The sequence below is a fragment of the Limimaricola hongkongensis DSM 17492 genome (assembly GCF_000600975.2).
In the GTDB taxonomy this organism is placed as follows: domain Bacteria; phylum Pseudomonadota; class Alphaproteobacteria; order Rhodobacterales; family Rhodobacteraceae; genus Limimaricola; species Limimaricola hongkongensis.
Genome location: NZ_KK088653.1, coordinates 271979 through 291206, shown reverse-complemented (window position 1 = coordinate 291206; position 19228 = coordinate 271979). Strand labels below are relative to the sequence as shown.

Here is a 19228-nt window from a genome sequence, read left to right as displayed (position 1 = left end):
CCCTCATTCCGCCGCGACTTGCTGCGGCGCATCGTTCATGATCGCGGCGCGGAGCGCGTCGCGCCGGGGCGCCGCCTGCTCCATCGCCGCCAGTTTCACCGGCCCGAAGCCGCGGATCTGATCGGGCAGTTCCAGAAGCTTGAGGATCTCGGCGTCGTGCCCCTGCCCGAGCTTCGACAGCGCCAGATCCATGTCGTCCTCATAGGCGCCGATCAACGCGCGCTCGGCGCGGCGCTCCTCGGTGCGGCCAAAGACGTCGAACGCGGTGCCGCGCAGGCGTTTGCCCTGCGCCAGAAGCCCGAACGCCTTGAGGATCCAAGGCCCGAACTCGCGCTTTTTCGGGCGGCCTTCGGCATCCGTGCCCGGCAGGCCCGGAGGCGCGAGGTTGAAGGCGATCTTGTAGTCGCCGTCGAACTGCTTTTTCAGGTTTTCCGAGAACTCGGGCCGGGTGAAGAGCCGCGCCACCTCATATTCGTCCTTGTAGGACAGGAGCTTGGCATAGTTCTGCGCGACCGCGCGGGTGATCTTGTCGGCCTGCGCGTGGCCCTCGACCGCGGCGCGGACCTGCGCCACGCGGTCGGTGTAACGGCGGGCGAGCTTGGCGTCCTGATAGTCGGTCAGGTGGCCGGTGCGATGCGCGACGAGCTGGTCGAGCGACATCTGCGCCTGCGGGATATGCGGCGGCTCGTCGGTCTCGCCCATCTCGCGGATCACGCGTTCGGGTTCGGCCGCCATGACGCGGCCCCAGTCGAAGGCGTCAAGGTTCGACTGCACCGCCACGCCGTTGAGCCGCACGGCCTCGGCGATCGCCTCGCGGCCCACCGGGATGAAGCCCTGCTGCCAAGCATAGCCGAGCATCATGATGTTGACCGCGATCTCGTCGCCGCAGAGTTCGCGCGCGACATGGGCGAAGTCGTGGAAATGCGCGGAAGAGCGCACCGTCTTTTCCACCGCCCGCATCACGCCCGCCGAGCGGAAGTCGAAATCGCGCTGGCGCACGAAATCCGAAGTTGGCGAGAGCTTGGTGCTCATCACCGCGTGGGTCCGCTCGGGGTCGCACAGCGTCACCCCGTCCTTGGAGGCCGCGACGACGCTGTCGGCGGCGAGCAGCAGGTCGGCGGTGCCGGTCGCGATGCGCGGCGCGGTGGCGGGCCGCTCATGGGTGGAGATGCGGATATGGCTCAGCACCGCGCCGCCCTTCTGCGCCAGACCCGCCATGTCGAGGATCATCGGCGAGAGACCCTCCATGTGCGCCGCGACGCCCAGGAGCGCGCCGATGGTCAGCACGCCGGTGCCCCCCACCCCGGTCACGGCCACGTTCCATGGCCGGGTGATCTCGGGCAGCACCGGCTCGGGCAGGCCTGAGACGTCGGGGCCTTGGGCGGCCGGGCGCTTGTGCGGCTTGGCGCCGCGCAGGGTGACGAAGCTCGGGCAGAAGCCCTTGAGGCAGGAGAAATCCTTGTTGCAGGCAGACTGGTTGATCTGGCGCTTGCGGCCCAGCTCGGTTTCCAGCGGCTCGACCGCGATGCAATTCGACTGCACCGAGCAATCGCCGCAGCCTTCGCAGACCGCCGGGTCGATATGCACGCGCATGTCGGGATCGTCGGCCTTGCCGCGCTTGCGGCGGCGGCGCAGCTCGGCGGCGCAGGTCTGGACATAGACCATGATGGTCACGCCCTCGATCTCGCGCAGCTCCTTCATCACCGCGTCGACGTCGTCTCGGTGCCGGATCTCGGTGCCGGGCGCGAGATCGACCCGGTCGTAATTCTCCGGGTGATCCGAGAGCAGCACGATCTTGGCCACGTTCTCATGCGCGACCTGATGCGTCACCTGCTCGGGCGAAAGCGGCCCGTCGACCTTCTGGCCGCCGGTCATGGCGACGGCGTCGTTGTAGAGGATCTTGTAGGTGATGTTGGCCTTGGCCGCGACCGACTGGCGGATCGCGAGGTGGCCGGAATGAAAGAAGGTGCCGTCACCGAGGTTCACGAAGCGATGCTTTTCGTCGGTGAACAGCCCGATCGAGGTCCATGGCACGCCCTCGGCACCCATATGGGTGAAGGTCTCGGTGTTGCGGTCCATCCACTGCACCATGTAGTGGCAGCCAATTCCCGCCATCGCCTTGGAGCCCTCGGGCACCTTGGTCGAGGTGTTGTGCGGACAGCCGGGGCAGTAATGCGGCAGGCGGGTGATCGGCGCCTCATGCGCGGCGCCACGGGCATGGCCCGCCTCCAGACGGCGCAGTTCGGCCTCGATCCGGTCGTGCAACCCTTCGGGCAGGTCGATATGCAACAGCCGGTCGGCGATGGCGCGGCCGACCGATCCCACGGTCAGCCCTTGGGAAAGCGACAGGAAGGGCCGGTCCTTTTCGTCGTGCTTGCCGATGATGCGCGGGCGCACGTCGGCGCGCCAGTTGAACAGCTGCTGCTTGATCTGGTTCTCGATGATCTCGCGGCGCTCCTCGACGATCAGCACCTCGTCGAGCCCTTCGGAGAAATGGCGAATGCCCTCGGGCTCCAGCGGCCAGGGCATGCGCACCTTGTAAAGCCGCAGGCCGATCGCCTTCCATTCATCCGGCCCCAGCCCCATTTCGGCCAGCGCCTGGCGCACATCCTCGTAGGCCTTGCCCGAGGCGACGATGCCGAAGCGGGCATCGGGCGTGTCGATGGTCACCTGATCGACCCGGTTGGCGCGGGCAAAGGCGAGCGCGGCGAAGCCCTTGTGCTCCTGCAGCCGCTCGTCCTGCACCAGCGGCGCGTCGGGCCAGCGCAGGTTGAGCCCGCCTTCGGGCATGTCGAAATCCTGCGGCAGCAGGAACTGCCGCCGTTCCTGCCCAAGATCGACGACGGTGGAGGTTTCGACCGTCTCCGAGATCACCTTGTAGCCGACCCAGCAGCCCGAATAGCGCGACATCGCGATCCCGAGGAGACCGAGTTCAAGAAACTCGTGCACCGAGGACGGATAGAGCATCGGCATCAGCGCCGAGATGAAGGCATGGTCCGACTGGTGCGGGATCGAGGAGGATTTGCAGGTGTGGTCGTCGCCCGCGAAGGCCAGCACGCCGCCACGCGCCGCGGTGCCGGCGGCGTTGGCGTGTTTGAGCACGTCGCCGGAGCGGTCGACGCCCGGCCCCTTGCCGTACCACAGCCCCAGAAGGCCGTCCTTGCGGGCGCCTTCGGACAGGCCGAGCTGCTGGCTGCCCCAGACGGCGGTGGCGGCGAGGTCTTCGTTGACGCCGGGCTGGAAATGGATGTCGAGCGGGTCGAGATGCTTGCGCGCGGCCATCAACTGCTGGTCGTAGCCGCCCAGCGGCGAGCCGCGATATCCCGAGATGAAGGTGCCGGTATTGAGCCCGGCGGCGCGGTCGCGCCGCATCTGGGTCATCGGCAGGCGCACGAGCGCCTGGATTCCGGTCAGAAAGACGTGGCCGGTTTCGGCCGTGTACTTGTCGTCGAGCGACATCTGCATCGTCATGCGCCCCTCCCCTGGCTAATGACGATCGAATCCTAGACCGGATCGCGCGAAACGCGGTCCCTGTTTTTTGCCACTCCTCGACACTTCGCCGTGACAGCGTCACGCATATCCGGCGCAAAAGAAAACGGCGTCACGCCGATTGGCGCGCGCCGTTTCCCTTCACCATTCCATAAATACGCCGATCCGCCGCCCGGGCCGATCCGGTGGGCGGGGCCTGTCGCGGCCCCGCCAGGTTCTAGCCGACGCTGGCGAGCAGGCTGGCATTGCCCCCTGCCGCGGTGGTGTCTACGCAGACATGGCGTTCGAGATGCAGGCGCATCTCGATGTCCTCCTCGGCCAGCAGCGGAATGCGCCGCCCGTCGCGCGTGGCGAGTGCCGCGCGGAACGGGCGCAGGGCCTCGGTGCCGCCGCGCAGCGCCACCGCGTCGAAGCCGTCGAGCTTTTCCAGCGCCGCCGGATCGAGCGTGCCGTCGAGCGTGTTCTCGCCCTCCAGCCCCGGCGCGATGCCGATGGCCGCGTTGCCAGCGGCGCGCGCCGCCTCCATCTGCGCCTGCGCCTCCTCGACCGAGGGGCCGAGGCAGAGCACGGTGCCGCGCGGCACGACCGACAGCCGGTTCGATTCACCGGTCGGCCCCGGCAGGGTGACGGTGTCCCTGCGATCGGGATCGGGCATCGCCTGGTCGAGCAGCGCCTGCACCTTTTCGCTCGGCACTTCGGGGCCATTGGCCGCGAGCGACGGGATGCGCGGCGGTTCGGTGAAGCGCGCGACGTAGTTCGGGCCGCCGGCCTTGGGCCCGGTGCCCGACAGCCCTTCACCGCCGAAGGGCTGCGAGCCCACGATGGCGCCGATCTGGTTGCGGTTGACGTAGAGGTTGCCGACCTTTACGCGCTGCGTCACCTGCTCGACCCGCTCGTCGATGCGGGTGTGCAGCCCGAAGGTGAGCCCGTAGCCGGTGGCGTTGACCGCGTCGATCACCTCGTCGATCTCGCCCGCCCTGAAGGTGGCGACATGCAGCACCGGGCCGAACACCTCGCGCTCCAGCTCCTCGATGCCGTTCAGCTTGATCAGCGCCGGGCCGACATAATGGCCCTTTTCGGGCGTGCCGAGCTGCCAGACGAGGCGGCCTTCGCGCCGGGCCTTCTCGACATGGTCCATGATGCCCTTCTCGGCGCGGGCGTCGATGACCGGGCCGACATCGGTGGCGTGCTGCCACGGATCGCCGATGCCCATTTCCTCGGTCGCGCCCTTGAGCATGTCGAGGAACCGGTCGGCCACGTCCTCCTGCACGTAGAGCATGCGCAGCGCCGAACAGCGCTGGCCCGCCGACTGGAACGCCGAGTTGACGATGTCGCGCACCGCCTGCTCGGGCAGCGCGGTGCTGTCCACGATCATCGCGTTCAGACCGCCGGTTTCGGCGATCAACGGCGCGGTCGGGTCCATGTTGGCGGCCATGGCGCGGTCGATGCCGATCGCGGTTTCGGTCGAGCCGGTGAAGCAGACGCCGGAGATGCGCGCATCCGAGGTGATCGCCGCGCCGACCTTGCGACCTTCGCCCGGCAAGAGCTGCAGCGCCTCGCGCGGGACCCCCGCCTCGTGCAGCAGCCGCGTGCCCAGCGCCGCGACCAGCGGCGTCGATTCGGCGGGTTTGGCCAGCACCGCGTTGCCGGCGGCGAGGGCTGCCGAAATCTGGCCGGTGAAGATCGCCAGCGGGAAGTTCCACGGGCTGATGCAGGCGAAGGTGCCGCGCGCCGGGTCCTTCAGCTCCTCGCCGCGGGCGGCGTAGTAGCGCAGGAAATCGACCGCCTCGCGCAGCTCGGCCACGGCGTCCTTGGGCGTCTTGCCCGCCTCGCGCGCGGTGAGCGCGAAGAACTCGTGCGCGTGCTCTTCGTAGAGATCGGCCGCCTTGCGCAGCACCGCGCCGCGGGTCGAAGCCGGGGCCTGCCAGCGCCGCGCATGGGTGATGGCGGTTTCGACATCGGCCTCGGAGGACATGACCACCTGCCCCACCACGTCCGACGGATCGGCAGGGTTGGTGATGTCGAGCGTCTCGCCCCCCTCGACCTCGGCCGCCAGAAGCGGCCCGGCGGACCAGTGCCCGTCGCGATAGGCGTTGCGGCCGGCGTCGAACTCGGCCAGCTGGTCCACCGCCGTCAGGTCCCAGCCGCGCGAGTTCTCGCGTTCGGGCTGGAACAGCGCACGCGGATCGCGCAGCTCCTTGGGGCGCGGACCGCCGAGCTTTTCGAACGGATCGGCGGCGACCACCTCGGCGGGCACCTTCTCGTCGACGATCTGGTTCACGAAGGAAGAGTTCGCGCCGTTCTCCAGCAGGCGGCGGACGAGATAGGCCAGAAGGTCGCGATGCGCGCCCACGGGGGCATAGATGCGCAGCCTGGTGCCTTCCTTTTCGACCTGCTTGTCGTGCAGCGCCTCGCCCATACCGTGCAGGCGCTGGAACTCGAAATCGCGCCGGTCGCCCGCCATCTCCATCACCGCGGCGACCGAATGGGCGTTGTGGGTGGCGAATTGCGGGTAGATCCGGTCGGTCATACCCAAAAGCCGCTTGGCGCAGGACAGCCACGCCACGTCGGTCGCGGCCTTTTCGGTGAAGACCGGGAAATCGGGCAGACCGTCGACCTGCGCGCGCTTGATCTCGGTGTCCCAGTAGGCGCCCTTGACGAGCCGGACCATGATCTTGCGGTCGAGCTTTTCCGACAGCGCATGGAGCCAGTCGATCACGCCGCCGACGCGGCGCCCGAAGGCCTGCACCACCACGCCGAAGCCGTCCCAGCCCGCAAGCTCGGGATCCGACAGCACCGCCTCGATGATGTCGAGCGACAGGTCGAGCCGGTCGGCCTCCTCGGCGTCGACATTGAGGCCCATGTTGCCCTTCTTGGCGGCGCGGGCCAGCTCGGTCAGGCGCGGCACCAGCTCGGCCATGACGCGCTCGCGCTGCGCCTCCTCGTAGCGCGGATGCAGCGCCGAAAGCTTGACCGAGATGCCGGGATTGTCGCGGATGTCGCGCGCGGTGGCTTCCTTCGAGATCCGCGCGATGGCGTCGGCGTAGCTTTTCATGAAGCCTGCCGCGTCCTTGGCGGTCAGCGCCGCCTCGCCCAGCATGTCGTAGGAATAGGTCGTGCCCTTCTTCGCGGGCCCGCGCGAACGTTTGATCGCCTCGTCGATGTCGCGGCCCAGAACGAAGGTGCGGCCCATCTCGCGCATCGCGGCATTGGTCGCGGCGCGGATCACCGGTTCGCCCAGACGCTTGATGGCGCGGCGCAGCACGAGACCCAGCCCCTCGCCCTTTTCGTCGAGCACCTTGCCGGTGAGCATCAGCGCCCATGTCGAGGCGTTGACCAGCGGCGAGGCCGCCTTGCCCAGATGCGCGCTCCAGTCCGAGGGCGTGATCTTGTCGTCGATCAGCGCGTCGATGGTCTTGGCGTCGGGCACGCGCAGCAACGCCTCGGCGAGGCACATCAGCGCGATGCCTTCGCGGGTGGAGAGACCGTATTCCGCGAGGAAGGCCTCCATGATGCCCGGACGCGTGTCGTTGCGGATCGCGCGCACGAGGGCGGCGCCCCGGCGCGTGGCGGCGGCGCGGATCTCGGGCGAGATCGGGTCGGCAGCCATCAGATCCGCCAGCACCGTCGCCTCGTCGCGTCGATGATCGGCACGGATGCGGATGCGCAGATCGTCAAGCTCGCTCATTGGCGGACCCCCTTGAGTTTAAGTGTACGGCATTCTACTTCTGATCAGCTAAGGCACGTTTCCCGATTTTCGATGGTTTGCGCGCCTTTTGCCCGATTTCTCTAGGCTTGGCGGGACGAAAGATGAGCAATTCCGACACCGGCAGCCATCTCGACCGCACGGATTACCGCATCCTCGCCGAATTGGCAGCAAACGCACGGCTTCCGGTCACGGAACTGGCCGTACGCGTCGGCCTGTCGAAAAGCCCGTGCCAGGTGCGGCTGAAACGGCTGCAGGAAAAGGGCGTGATTCGCGGATTTCGCACCGTGATCGACCCCGCCAAGCTCGGGCTCGACCACGTCGCCTTCGTCGAGGTCCGGCTCGCCGACACCACCGAGAAATCGCTGACCGCCTTCAACGCCGCGGTGCGGATGATCACCGAGGTCGAGCAGTGCCACCTGATCGCGGGCAGCTTCGATTACCTCCTGAAGGTGCGCACCCGCGACATCCGCAGCTACCGCGAGGTGCTCGGCTCCAAGATCTCGGCCCTGCCCGGCGTCGCCGGCACCTCCACCTATGTCTCGATGCAGCCGATCATCGACGACACGATGTGAGCGCCGCTCACCATCGCGTCATCCCCCGGCCCCGCGATGGACGCGGGCCCGGCAGGACGCCATGATGGGTCGCCCTTTGAATGTGAGACCCCGATGCTCGATGCCGCCGCCCGCCGCCTGATCGACCCGCCGCTCAACCGGCTTGGCCGGGCGCTGGCCCGGCGCGGCGCCACCGCCGACGGGGTGACGCTGACCGGGCTGGCGCTCGGGCTCGTGGCGGCGGCGCTGATCGCGCTGGGCGCGCCGGGCTGGGCGCTCGTGCCGCTTCTGGCCTCGCGGCTGGCCGACGGGCTCGACGGGGCGGTGGCGCGCGCCACGCGCAAGACCGACTGGGGCGGCTATCTCGACATCGCCGCCGATTTCGCCTTTTACGGCGCGGTGCCGCTAGCCTTCGTGCTGGCCGATCCGGCGGTCAACGGCGCGGCGGGCGGCTTTCTGCTCGCGGCCTTCTACTTCAACGGCACGACCTTTCTCGGCTACGCGATCCTCGCCGAGAAGAAGCGCATGGAAACCTCCGCCCAAGGGATCAAGTCGCTCTATTTCTCCAACGGCTTGCTGGAGGGCACCGAGACGATCGGCTTTTTCGTGGCGCTGTGCCTGTGGCCGGAATGGTTCGCGCCGCTGGCATGGATCTTCGGCGCGCTGTGCTATCTGAGCGGCACCTTGCGGCTGATCGGGGCGCGCGCGGTGTTCCGCGGCTGACCGCGTCTGGTCTCACCGCCGCCGATCGGGTAGCCGGTCGGCATGACCGCACCCTTTTCTCAGACAGGCCCCCTGATTCTCGGGGGCTCGGGCCGGCTGGGCCGGGCGCTGCGCCGTCTGGCCGATGACGGGCACTGGGCGCAGGGCCGGAACGCGCTCTGGCACGGACGGCGCGGCGACTACGCCTGGGACATGCGCGACACGCCGCCGCCGCTGCCGCGCGCCGTCCACGGCATCGTGGTGCTGGCCGGTGTCACCGCCGGGACGCCGGACGCGCTGGCCGCCAATGCCGATCTCGCCCGCGCCGCGCTGCGGCTGGCCGCGCGCGACGGGCTCGGCCCGGTGCTCCTGATGTCCTCGGCGGCGGTCTATGGCCGCAGGGCGGGTGCCTGCCGCGAGAACGATGCCGCCCCCGCGGGCGCCTATGGCGCGGCCAAGCTGGAGATGGAGCGCGCGATCGCCCACGAGATCGAACGGCTCGGGCCCGCCGCGCCGCGGGCCTGCTGCCTGCGTCTGGCCAATGTCGCGGGCAGCGACCAGCTGTTCGGCGCGATGGGCGATGGCATGGTCACGCTCGACCGGTTTGCAGACGGGCACGGCCCGCGCCGCGCCTATATCGGCCCGCTGACGCTGGCGCGCGGCCTGTCCGCGCTTTTGGCCGCGCCCGCCCTGCCCGCGATCCTCAACCTCGCCCAGCCCGGCACCGTGGCGATGGAGGCCTTGCTGGATGCCGCAGGGGCGGAGTGGCGATGGCGGCCCGCGCCGCAGGCGGCCCTGCCCGAAACCCGGCTAGACACCGCGCGGCTCGCCGCCATCGCCGGGGCCATCGCGCCGGCCACCGCGCCCGGCCTTCTGGCCGAGGCGCGTCTCGCCGGCTGGAGCCGCGCATGACCGCCGCCAAGCGCGCGCTCGACCTCGCGGTCGCGATCCTGCTCTTGGCGCTGTTGTGGCCGGTGCTGGCGGCGCTCGTGCTGCTGCTGCTGCTCAAGGAGGGGCGCCCGGTCTTCTACGTGGCCGAACGGATGCGCACGCCGCACGAGGCGTTCGGGCTGATCAAGCTGCGCACCATGCGGCCCGCCGCCTACGGCACCCGCGCCACCGGCGTGACCGGCGGCGACAAGTCCGACCGCATGTCCGGCCTGCACCGCGCGCTGCGCCGCAGCCGCGCCGACGAGCTGCCGCAGCTTTGGAACGTGATACGCGGCGATATCAGCCTCGTGGGACCGCGCCCGCCGCTGCGGATCTATGTCGAGGCCTTTCCCGAGCTTTATGAACGGGTGCTGCGCTCGCGCCCGGGCATCACCGGTCTGGCCAGCCTGCGCTACCATGCCACCGAGGAACGGCTGTTGTCGGCCTGCGGCTCGGCGGAGGAGACCGACGCGGTCTACCGGCGGCGCTGCGTGCCGCGCAAGGCGGCGCTCGATCTGATCTACCAACGGCATGCCGGTCCGTGTTACGACCTGAAGTTGATCGCCGCGACGGCGGCGGGCGTGTTACGACCGCGCTCCGGCCGGTTCCGAGCGCGAGCCCGGCTTCGGCGGGTTCCTGCCACACACGACGAATAAAAGACCCGGTATTGGATTTCATGCGCACCGACATGTCAGAAGTTGTAGACCAGAGGCATGGATCGCGAACCAGCATGGGCGGAAGGATGAGCAGATTGGCCGAAGCGCTCGCATTCGTCACGCGCCTGTCCCGTTCCACCAAGCAATGGATGATCCTGACCACGGATGTCGCTTTGGTGCCGCCGGCGCTCCTCGTGGCGCTGGCGTTGCAGTTCAACCGGCTGCCGCTCGGGGAGGAAACCTGGGGGCACCTGTTCCTGGCCCTGTCGCTGATGGCGCTCTGCGCGGTGTTCGAGATCGGCATGAACATCCACCGGGTGCAGCTCAAGGCCTATGAAAGCCGGGCCATCGCGCTGTCGGCGGTGCATGCGATGCTGCTGGGTTTCTCGGCGGGGTTGATCGACCGGATGACCGGCGGCACGCTTCCGGGCGCGACCTTCTTTTCCTTTGCCATGGTCTACCTGCTGCTCGCGGTCGGCACCCGCGCCGTGATGCTCAAGCTGGTGCTGAGCGCCTATCGCCACCAGACCAAGCTGCGGGTGCTGGTCTATGGCGCGGGCCGCACCGGCCAGCAGCTGGTCGCCGCACTCAGGACCGACGAGACGGTCCGCCCGGTCGCCTATATCGACGACAACAAGATGCTGCAGGGCGCGATCGTGCAGGGGCTGCACGTGCATGCCCCCGGCGCCATCGCCCGGCTGGCCCGCGTCAAGCATGTCGACCGGGTGCTGCTGGCGATGCCGTCGGTGCCGCGCGCCCGGCTGGCGCAGCTGTCGCGCCAGCTCGAGGACAAGGGGCTCGACGTGCAGACGCTGCCCTCCTTCGCCCAGCTCGCGGGCAATGGCGCCCGGCTGGTGGAGCAGCTGCGCCCGGTGGTGCCGGGACAGTTCCTGGGCCGCGCGCCGCTCGATGCGGAACTGCCCGGCGGATCGGAAACCTATCGCGGCGCGGCGGTGCTGATCTCCGGCGCCGGCGGTTCGATCGGCTCCGAACTGTGCCGCCAGATCCTCGCCTGCCGGCCGCGCCGGCTGGTGCTGTTCGAAATGTCCGAGCTGGCGCTCTACAAGCTCGACCAGGAGCTTTCGGCGCTGGCCACCGATCAGAAGGTCGAGATCGTGCCGGTGCTGGGCTCGGTCTGCGACGCGCCGCTGGTGCGCCGGGCGCTGAGCGATCACGGCATCGAGATCGTGCTGCACGCCGCGGCCTACAAGCATGTGCCGCTGGTCGAACAGAACCCGGTCTCGGGCTTTGCCAACAACGTTCTGGGCACCCATACGCTGGCGCAGGCGGCAGGCGAGGCAGGCGTCGCGCGCTTCATCCTGATCTCCACCGACAAGGCGGTGCGCCCCAAGAACATGATGGGCGCCTCCAAGCGCATGGCCGAGCTGGTGGTGCAGGATCTCGCCAACCGCTCCACCGGCACGATCTACTCCATGGTCCGCTTCGGCAACGTGCTGGGCTCCTCTGGCTCGGTGATCCCGCTGTTCCACGACCAGATCAGCAAGGGCGGCCCGGTCACGCTCACCCATCGCGAGGTGACGCGCTATTTCATGACGATCCCCGAGGCCGCGCGGCTCGTGCTGGTCGCGGGCACCTTCGCCACCGGCGGCGACGTCTTCGTGCTCGACATGGGCACGCCGGTGCAGATCTACGATCTCGCGCGCCAGATGATCGAGGCGGCGGGCTACACGGTGCGGGACGAGGCCCATCCCGAGGGCGATATCGAGATCAGCCTGACCGGCCTGCGCGCGGGTGAGAAGCTGCACGAGGAGCTCTTGATCGGCGAAGGTCAGGTCGGCACGCCGCACCCCAAGATCATGCTCGCGCGCGAGGCGCATCTGAGCGAGATCGAGGTGGCGGCGGGGATGCGGGCGCTGCGCGCCGCCGTGGCCGAGAACGACGACGATGCGCTGCGCGGTCTCGTGGCGCGGTGGGTCGAGGGCGGCAAGGCGCTGGTCCTCGCCAACTCCGAAGAACGCGGTCAGCTTCCGGCGAGCTGATCCGCCGGCGCCGCGTAGCCCTGCGGGTTGGCCTGCTGCCAGCGCCACAGATCCCGCGCCATCTCCTCGACGCCAAGCGTGGCCCGCCAGCCCAGCCGCTCGGCCGCAAGCGCGCAATCGGCCTGCATCTCGGCGATGTCCCCGGCCCGGCGCGGCAGCACCTCGAACGGCAGATCACGGCCCACCGCCACTGAAAAGGCGCCCAGCATCTCGCGCACGGAATACCCCCGGCCGGTGCCGATATTGTAGGTCTGCGTGCCCGTCTCCTGCGCCGCGCGGTCGAGCGCCGCGACATGGGCACGCGCAAGATCGACGACATGGATATAGTCGCGCACGCCGGTGCCGTCGGGGGTCGGGTAATCATCGCCGAAGATCCGCAGCCGGTCCTGCCGCCCCGTCGCCACCTGCGCCAGATAGGGCATCAGGTTGTTGGGCACCCCGCTCGGGTCTTCGCCGATCCGGCCCGAGGCATGCGCGCCGACCGGGTTGAAATAGCGCAGCAGCATCACCGATACGCCGGGGCGCGCGGCGGACCAGTCGGTCAGGATCTGCTCGGCGAAACGCTTGGTGTGGCCATAGACGCTCGTCGGGGCCAGCGGATGCGCCTCGGTATAGGGAAGGAACACCGGCTCGCCGTAAACCGTGGCCGAGGAGGAAAAGATGATCCGGCGGCAATCCGCACGGCCCATCGCCCCCAGCAGCGTCAGCGTGCCGGTGACGTTGACATCGTAATACTCGACCGGTTTCTCGACGCTTTCGCCCACCGCCTTGAGACCGGCGAAATGGATCACCGCATCGGGGCGGAACGTCTCGAACACCCGGTCGAGCGCCGCCGCGTCTCGCACATCGGCCTCGATGGCATGCAGCGCACCCTGCGGCACCAGCTCTCCGACCCGGCGCAGCGCCTCGGGCGCGCCGTTGGAGTAATTGTCGACGCAGGTCACCTCGTGGCCCTGCTCCAGAAGCTCGACCAGCGTGTGGCTGCCGATATAGCCTGCCCCGCCCGTGACCAGAACCCGCATGATCTCTCTCCGCTCTCGTTGTCCAAGACCTACCGGAGAGGGGGCGGCTTTGCCAGATCCCTGCCAGATCCCCGGAAGGGTGGCGGGGCCCGAAGGCCCCGCGCGCGGGTTACTGGAGCGCCTTGTCGGTGATCTCGTGGGTGAAGGCCCCCTCGGGCTCGGCCGAGATCACCGGGTCCGAGCCGCCGGCGAGCAGCGTGTCGACCGTGCGCTGGTAGGCCGCCTCGTCGAGACTGCCATCCGAGCCTTCGGTCAGCTTGGCGATTTCGCCCATCATCCGCACTTGGTGCGCTTCGGTCTGGGCGCCGGTCTCGTCGTTGTCGAGCACGATCATCGCCGCCTCTTCGGGGTTCTCCTCGGCCCATTTCCATCCCTTCATCGAGGCGCGCACGAAGCGGGTCATCTTGTCGACGAATTCGGGATCCTCGAGGTTCTCCTCGAGCACCCACATCCCGTCCTCGAGCGTGGCGACGCCCATCTCCTCGTATTTGAAGGTGACGAGTTCATCCTCGGAGATGCCCGCGTCGAGCACCTGGCCGTATTCGTTGTAGGTCATGGTGGAGATGCAGTCGGCCTGCCGCTGGATCAGCGGATCGACGTTGAAGCCCTGCTTGAGCACCGTCACGCCATCCTCGCCGCCATCGGTCGAGATGCCCTCCTGGCTCATCCAGCTCAGGAAAGGGTATTCATTGCCGAAGAACCAGACGCCGATGGTCTTGCCCTTGAAGTCCTGCGGGCCTTCGATGCCAGTGTCCTTCCAGCAGGTCAGCATCAGGCCGGAGCTGGCGAAGGGCTGGGCGATGTTGACCACCGGCAGGCCTTTTTCGCGCGCGGCCAGCGCCGAGGGCATCCAGTTGAGCATCACGTCGGCGCCACCGCCCGCCAACACCTGCGGCGGCGCGATATCGGGCCCGCCCGCGAGGATCTCGACGTCGAGCCCTTCTTCCTCGTAGAAGCCCTGTTCGAGCGCCACGTAGTAGCCCGCGAACTGCGCCTGCGTGACCCATTGCAGCTGCAGCCGAACCTCGTCGAGATCCTGCGCCATGGCGGGGGCGGCCCCGGCCATCAGCGCGCCTGCCGCCGCAGCGGCCATCATCATCCGTTTCATCCTTGTCGACCTCCGATTGCTGTTGATGGCCCGGTTCATGGGCTCTGTTGGTTATCCGCGTTGCGACGGGTGCCAGAAGGTCACCCCCCGTTCGATGAGCGCCACCAGCCCATAAAAGCCGGTGCCTGCCAGCGCCGCGACGAGGATCGCGGCCCAGACCATGTCGAGCGCGAGCTGGCCCACCGAGGTGGTGATCCGGAACCCGAGCCCCAGCGTCGGCGAGCCGAAGAACTCGGCCACGATGGCGCCGATCAGCGCCAGCGTGGTGCAGATCTTCAGCCCATTGAAGATGAACGGCATGGCGGCGGGCAGCCGCAGCTTGACCAGCCCCTGCCAATAGCCCGCGCCCCAGCTGCGCATCAGGTCGCGCTGCATGGCCGAAGTTTCGGCCAGCCCCGCCACGGTGTTCACCAGCATCGGGAAGAACACCATGACCACGACCACGGCGGCCTTGGACTGCCAGTCGAAGCCGAACCACATCACGAGGATCGGGGCGGTGCCGACGATCGGCAGGGCGGCCATGAAGCTCGCCAGCGGCAGGAGCCCGCGCTGCAGGAACACGAAGCGATCCACCGCGATGGCGGTGAGGAACGCTGCCCCGCAGCCGATCGCGTAGCCGGTCAGCCCGCCGCGCAGGATCGTCTGCACGAAATCACCCCAGAGCACCGGCAGGCTGGCACCGAACCGCGCGCCGATCTGGCTCGGTGGCGGCAGGATGACGAGCGGCACCGCGAGCGCGCGCACCGCGATTTCCCACAGGACGAGAAGGGTGATGCCGAACAGCAAAGGCACCGCCATGCGCGCCCAGATGCGGTCCGAAAGCGGCCCCGTGGCCAGCCAGACATTGAGCGCCCAGAGCCCGAGCCACAGGGCAAGCGCGAGGATCGCCATGCTCATGCCGCACCTCCCATGCGCCGCAGCGCCAGCCGTTGCATCGCCCCGATCGCGGCAACAAGCACCGCCGCCAAGGCCGCCGCTAGCAAAAGCGCCGCCCAGATCTGCGCGGTCTGGCCGTAATAGCTCCCCGCCAGCATCCGCGCGCCAAGCCCGCCACCCTGCACGGGCAATTCGCCGACGATGGCACCGACGAGCGCCGCGGCCACGGCGATCTTGAGCGAAGCGAAGAGATAGGGCAGCGAGGCGGGCAGCCGCAGCCGGGTCAGCACCTGCCAGCCGCTGGCATCCCATGTGCGCATCAGGTCGGTCTGCATTGCGTCTGGCGCGCGCAGCCCCTTTACCATGCCGACCACCACCGGAAAGAAGGACAGGTAGGCCGAGATGATCGCCTTGGGCAGCAAGCCCTGCAGCCCGACAGAGTAGAGCACCACGACGATCATCGGCGCCAGCGCCACGATCGGCACGGTCTGGCTGACGATGGCCCATGGCATCACCGATTTCTCCATCGTCTTCGAATGCACGATGCCGATGGCCAGCGCGATCCCCGCCACCGCCCCGATGGCAAAGCCCAGCGCCGTGGCCGACAGCGTGATCCACGCGTGCAGCAGCAGGCCGCGGTTCGACAGGCTGCCGGAACGGACCAACCCGCGCCGCCCCTCGACCTCTTCCATCACCACGCTCTGCCACAGCTCGCCCGCGACCTGATGCGGTGCGGGCAGCCTTGGCCGGTCCTGCGCCCAGGCCTCCGGGATCTGGCCCGGATTGGCGAGCACAAGGCCCAGCGCGTTCGCGTCGCGCCGCTCCACGGCGGTGGCGGGCTGCACCGCCGCGCCGTCGCGCTCGGCCGCGGTCAGCGCCTCGCGAATGTTCATCGGTACCGCCGCGGCGTACCACAGCGCGAACAGCCCCGCGACGAGGACGAGGATCGGACCCGCGCGGCTCATGCGCAGACCTCGCAAGTGGCGCGCCCGGCCATGGCTACTTTGTTCCTGAAATACGCAATCCCGCCCACGCCGCTCCGACCCGCCGGCGGTCTGACGCACACCGGTCTCCATGCGTATTTTACGAACAAAGTAACCATGCTCGGCTTTGCTGTTCGCGCGGTACAGGCTGGCGAGCCGATGGCCGTGAACGAAGTCGCCATGCGACAGGGCTTTTCGTCCACCGCGGACGGAAAGCCCGCTTCTGCGTCAGACCTCCTCATGACCGGCCCTCAGCCCTTCGCGCACCCGATGCGCGATTTCGATGAATTCGGGGCTGTCGCGGATGTCGAGCGGGCGCTCCGGCGGCAGCGGGCTGTCGATCACGTCGCTGATCCGGCCGGGGCGCGGGCTCATCACCACGATCTTGGTCGACAGGTACACCGCCTCGGGGATCGAATGGGTCACGAAAAGCGTGGTCTTGCCGGTCGCGGCCCAGAGCCGCAGCAATTCCTCATTGAGCCGGTCGCGCACGATCTCGTCGAGCGCGCCGAAGGGTTCGTCCATCAAGAGGATCTCGGCATCGAAGGCGAGCGCGCGGGCGATGCTGGCGCGCTGCTGCATGCCGCCCGACAGCTGCCAAGGATACTTCTTCTCGAAGCCGCCGAGCTCCACGAGCTCCAGCACCTCGCGCACGCGGCGCGTCCGCTCCGCCTTGGGGTAGCCCATGATCTCCAGCGGCAGGGAAATGTTGCGGCCTATCGTGCGCCACGGGTAGAGCCCCGCTGCCTGGAACACATAGCCATAGGCGCGGGCGCGGCGCGCGTCGTCGGGGCTCATGCCGTTGACCGACACCTCCCCGGCGGTGGGCGTCTCCAGCGCCGCCACCACCCGCAGGAAGGTCGTCTTGCCACAGCCCGACGGGCCGATGAAGGAGACGAATTCGCCCTTGGAAATGTCGAGATCCACGCCCTTGAGCGCATGCACCGGCCCGTCGGCGGTCTCGAAGGTGAGATCGACGCCGCGCGCCGAGATGACGGTCTTCGCGATCGGCGCGTTCATCATCGGCACGCCCCCGGCCCCGGCATGCTCACACCCCGCTCGCCGGAATGCCCGAACGCTCCACGGGGCGCGGCGCGGTCAGCGCCTTCCACGAGGAGAGCGCCCGGTTCACCGCGCCCTGCGGCTCGCGCGCGACGAACTCGCCATGCCCTTCATGCGTGTCGAGCGCGCCGTCGCGCAGCGAAACATGACCACGGCTCAGAACATAGCGCGGCAGGCCCTTCACCTGCTGGCCCTCGAACACGTTGTAATCGATGGCCGAGGCCTGCGCCGCGGCGGTGATGGTCTTTTCCTTCTCCGGGTCCCAGACCACGATGTCGGCATCCGCGCCAACGAGGATCGCGCCCTTCTTCGGATAACAGCCGAGGATCTTGGCGCTGTTGGTCGAGGTCACGGCGACGAACTCGTTCATCGTGATCCGGCCGGTGTTCACGCCATGCGTCCACAAGAGCGGCATCCGGTCCTCCAGCCCGCCGGTGCCGTTGGGGATCTTGGTGAAATCGCCCACGCCGTTGCGCTTCTGCTCGGTGGTAAAGGCGCAGTGATCCGTCGCCACGACCGACAGCGTGCCCGAGGCGAGCCCCGCCCAGAGGCTGTCCTGATGCCGCTTGTCGCGAAACGGCGGGCTCATCACCCGGCGCGCGGCGTGGTCCCAGTCGGGGTGGGCGTATTCGCTCTCGTCGAGGATCAGGTGCTGGATCAAGGGTTCGCCCCAGACCCGCTTGCCCTGCATCTTGGCGCGGCGGATCGCCTCGTGCGCCTCCTCGCAGGAGGTGTGCACGACATAGAGCGGCACGCCCGCCATGTCGGCGATCATGATGGCGCGGTTGGTGGCTTCGCCCTCGACCGAGGAGGGGCGCGAATAGGCGTGCGCCTCGGGGCCGGTGTTGCCCTCGGCCAGAAGCTTGGCCTGAAGCTCGGCCACCACGTCGCCGTTCTCGGCATGCACCATCGGGATCGCGCCCAGCTCGGCGCAGCGGCGGAACGACGCGAAAAGCTCGTCGTCGTTGACCATCAGCGCGCCCTTGTAGGCCATGAAATGCTTGAAGCTGGTGATGCCGTGGTCGCGCACCACGGTTTCCATCTCGTCGAACACCTGCTTGTCCCACCATGTGATCGCCATGTGGTAGGAATAGTCGCAGGCCGCCTGCCCCGATTTGTTGTGCCAGACCTTGAGCGCGTCGAGCAGGCTCTGCCCGGGGCTGGGCAGCGCGAAATCGACGACCATGGTGGTGCCGCCCGCCACGGCGGCGCGGGTGCCGGAGGCGAAGTCGTCAGTGGAATGCGTGCCCATGAAGGGCATTTCGAGATGGGTGTGCGGGTCGATCCCGCCCGGCATCACGTAGCAGCCGGTGGCGTCGAGCGTCTCGTCGCCGGTCAGCCCCTTGCCGATCGCGGCGATGCGGCCATCCTCGATCAGGATATCCGCCTCGTAGGTCAGATCCGCGGTGACGATCGTGCCGTTCCTGATGACCTTCGTGCCCATGCCGTTTCCCTCTCCTGTCCGGCCCGGCCCCTCGTGCGGGGGCCGTGGCGCATCCCGGGCCGCGCAGGCGCGCGCCCCGGCTCGAAAGGGTCGGCGGGCGGTCGGGGGCGGCGGCGCGGAACCGGCCGGCATCGCCCCCCTGGCCCGGATCAGCTGGCGGGGCGCGGCCCCACGGTTCCGTCGTCGTTCTCGCAAAGCGGCGCGCCGCTGGAATCGCGCACGGGATAACCGCTCAGCGGCTCGGTGCGCTCGATCGAGAACAGGTAACAGCCGTCGCCGTTCTGGATCACCGCCGAGGGCGGGGTGCCGGGCAACAGCGCCGCGAGCACGATATCGGGAGGCGTGACGACTTCCTCCGCCGAGGTCACGGTCACGGCATCGGAGGGCGGCGGCGGCGTCGAAGCAGTGTCGGTGTCGGTATCGCTCTCCGAAAGCGGCGCGGTCGACACGTCGGAGGGCGCCTCCAGGGGCGAGGACGGTTCGGGCAGAGGCGCGGGCGTGGGCTGCGGCGCGGGAAAGACGGGAGCGGGCTGCGGTACCGCCACGGTGCGCACCTCTTCGCAGGCGGCAAGAAGCGGCAGCACCGCCAGCACGGGCAACAATCGGGGCAGTCTGGTCATCGGGCTCTCCTGAAAATCCGGTTCGCCGAACCAGAAAGGCCGGAAACAGGGCAGGTCAAGCCTCCTGACGCCAGGC

14 protein-coding genes are annotated in these 19228 nt (G+C 68.7%); 5 read left to right on the top strand and 9 right to left on the bottom strand.

Annotated features, from left to right (window positions below; translation table 11 throughout):
• Positions 1–3: 3 nt before the first annotated feature.
• Complete coding sequence (locus LOKHON_RS11855) at positions 4–3471, bottom strand: indolepyruvate ferredoxin oxidoreductase family protein (protein ID WP_017929660.1); 3468 nt, start codon at positions 3469–3471, stop codon at positions 4–6.
• 235 nt (positions 3472–3706) lie between these two features.
• Positions 3707–7177: a bifunctional proline dehydrogenase/L-glutamate gamma-semialdehyde dehydrogenase PutA gene (gene putA, locus LOKHON_RS11850; protein ID WP_017929659.1), complete on the bottom strand. Its 3471-nt coding sequence runs from the start codon at positions 7175–7177 to the stop codon at positions 3707–3709.
• A 122-nt stretch (positions 7178–7299) separates the two neighbouring features.
• Here putA and LOKHON_RS11845 point away from each other — a divergent pair, with 122 nt between their 5' ends.
• From LOKHON_RS11845 to LOKHON_RS11825, 5 genes are all read left to right on the top strand, one after another.
• Positions 7300–7770: an Lrp/AsnC family transcriptional regulator gene (locus tag LOKHON_RS11845; RefSeq protein ID WP_017929658.1), complete on the top strand. Its 471-nt coding sequence runs from the start codon at positions 7300–7302 to the stop codon at positions 7768–7770.
• A 93-nt stretch (positions 7771–7863) separates the two neighbouring features.
• The gene (locus tag LOKHON_RS11840) at positions 7864–8472 is read left to right on the top strand and encodes a CDP-alcohol phosphatidyltransferase family protein (RefSeq protein ID WP_017929657.1); all 609 of its coding nucleotides are present in this window, start codon (positions 7864–7866) and stop codon (positions 8470–8472) included.
• A gap of 42 nt (positions 8473–8514) precedes the next feature.
• Positions 8515–9363, top strand: a complete 849-nt coding sequence (locus LOKHON_RS11835; protein ID WP_017929656.1) for an NAD-dependent epimerase/dehydratase family protein — start codon at positions 8515–8517, stop codon at positions 9361–9363.
• Positions 9360–10037, top strand: a complete 678-nt coding sequence (locus LOKHON_RS11830) for a sugar transferase (protein ID WP_017929655.1) — start codon at positions 9360–9362, stop codon at positions 10035–10037. The genes LOKHON_RS11835 and LOKHON_RS11830 overlap by 4 nt, the downstream gene beginning before the upstream one ends.
• Positions 10038–10123: 86 nt before the next feature.
• Positions 10124–12037: a polysaccharide biosynthesis protein gene (locus tag LOKHON_RS11825; protein ID WP_033315683.1), complete on the top strand. Its 1914-nt coding sequence runs from the start codon at positions 10124–10126 to the stop codon at positions 12035–12037.
• On the opposite strand, the gene galE is transcribed toward LOKHON_RS11825, so the two are convergent.
• The 7 genes from galE to LOKHON_RS11790 all read right to left on the bottom strand — a co-directional run bounded on the left by galE (position 12019) and on the right by LOKHON_RS11790 (position 19152).
• Complete coding sequence (gene galE / locus LOKHON_RS11820; RefSeq protein WP_017929653.1) at positions 12019–13059, bottom strand: UDP-glucose 4-epimerase GalE; 1041 nt, start codon at positions 13057–13059, stop codon at positions 12019–12021. The two genes, LOKHON_RS11825 and galE, sit on opposite strands and share 19 nt — an antisense overlap.
• Positions 13060–13168: 109 nt before the next feature.
• Positions 13169–14167 (bottom strand): ABC transporter substrate-binding protein, encoded by a 999-nt coding sequence (locus LOKHON_RS11815; protein WP_026147615.1) that lies wholly within the window; start codon positions 14165–14167, stop codon positions 13169–13171.
• A 51-nt stretch (positions 14168–14218) separates the two neighbouring features.
• On the bottom strand, positions 14219–15064 hold the full coding sequence (locus tag LOKHON_RS11810; protein ID WP_017929651.1) for an ABC transporter permease: 846 nt from the start codon (positions 15062–15064) through the stop codon (positions 14219–14221).
• Positions 15061–16008 (bottom strand): ABC transporter permease, encoded by a 948-nt coding sequence (locus LOKHON_RS11805; RefSeq protein ID WP_017929650.1) that lies wholly within the window; start codon positions 16006–16008, stop codon positions 15061–15063. Before LOKHON_RS11805 ends, LOKHON_RS11810 begins: the two co-directional genes overlap by 4 nt.
• A 246-nt stretch (positions 16009–16254) precedes the next feature.
• Complete coding sequence (locus LOKHON_RS11800) at positions 16255–17049, bottom strand: ABC transporter ATP-binding protein (protein ID WP_017929649.1); 795 nt, start codon at positions 17047–17049, stop codon at positions 16255–16257.
• A 25-nt stretch (positions 17050–17074) separates the two neighbouring features.
• The gene (gene hydA, locus LOKHON_RS11795) at positions 17075–18532 is read right to left on the bottom strand and encodes a dihydropyrimidinase (RefSeq protein WP_017929648.1); all 1458 of its coding nucleotides are present in this window, start codon (positions 18530–18532) and stop codon (positions 17075–17077) included.
• Positions 18533–18681: 149 nt separating this feature from the next.
• Positions 18682–19152 (bottom strand): hypothetical protein, encoded by a 471-nt coding sequence (locus tag LOKHON_RS11790; RefSeq protein ID WP_162561799.1) that lies wholly within the window; start codon positions 19150–19152, stop codon positions 18682–18684.
• Between the last annotated feature and the right edge of the window lie 76 nt (positions 19153–19228).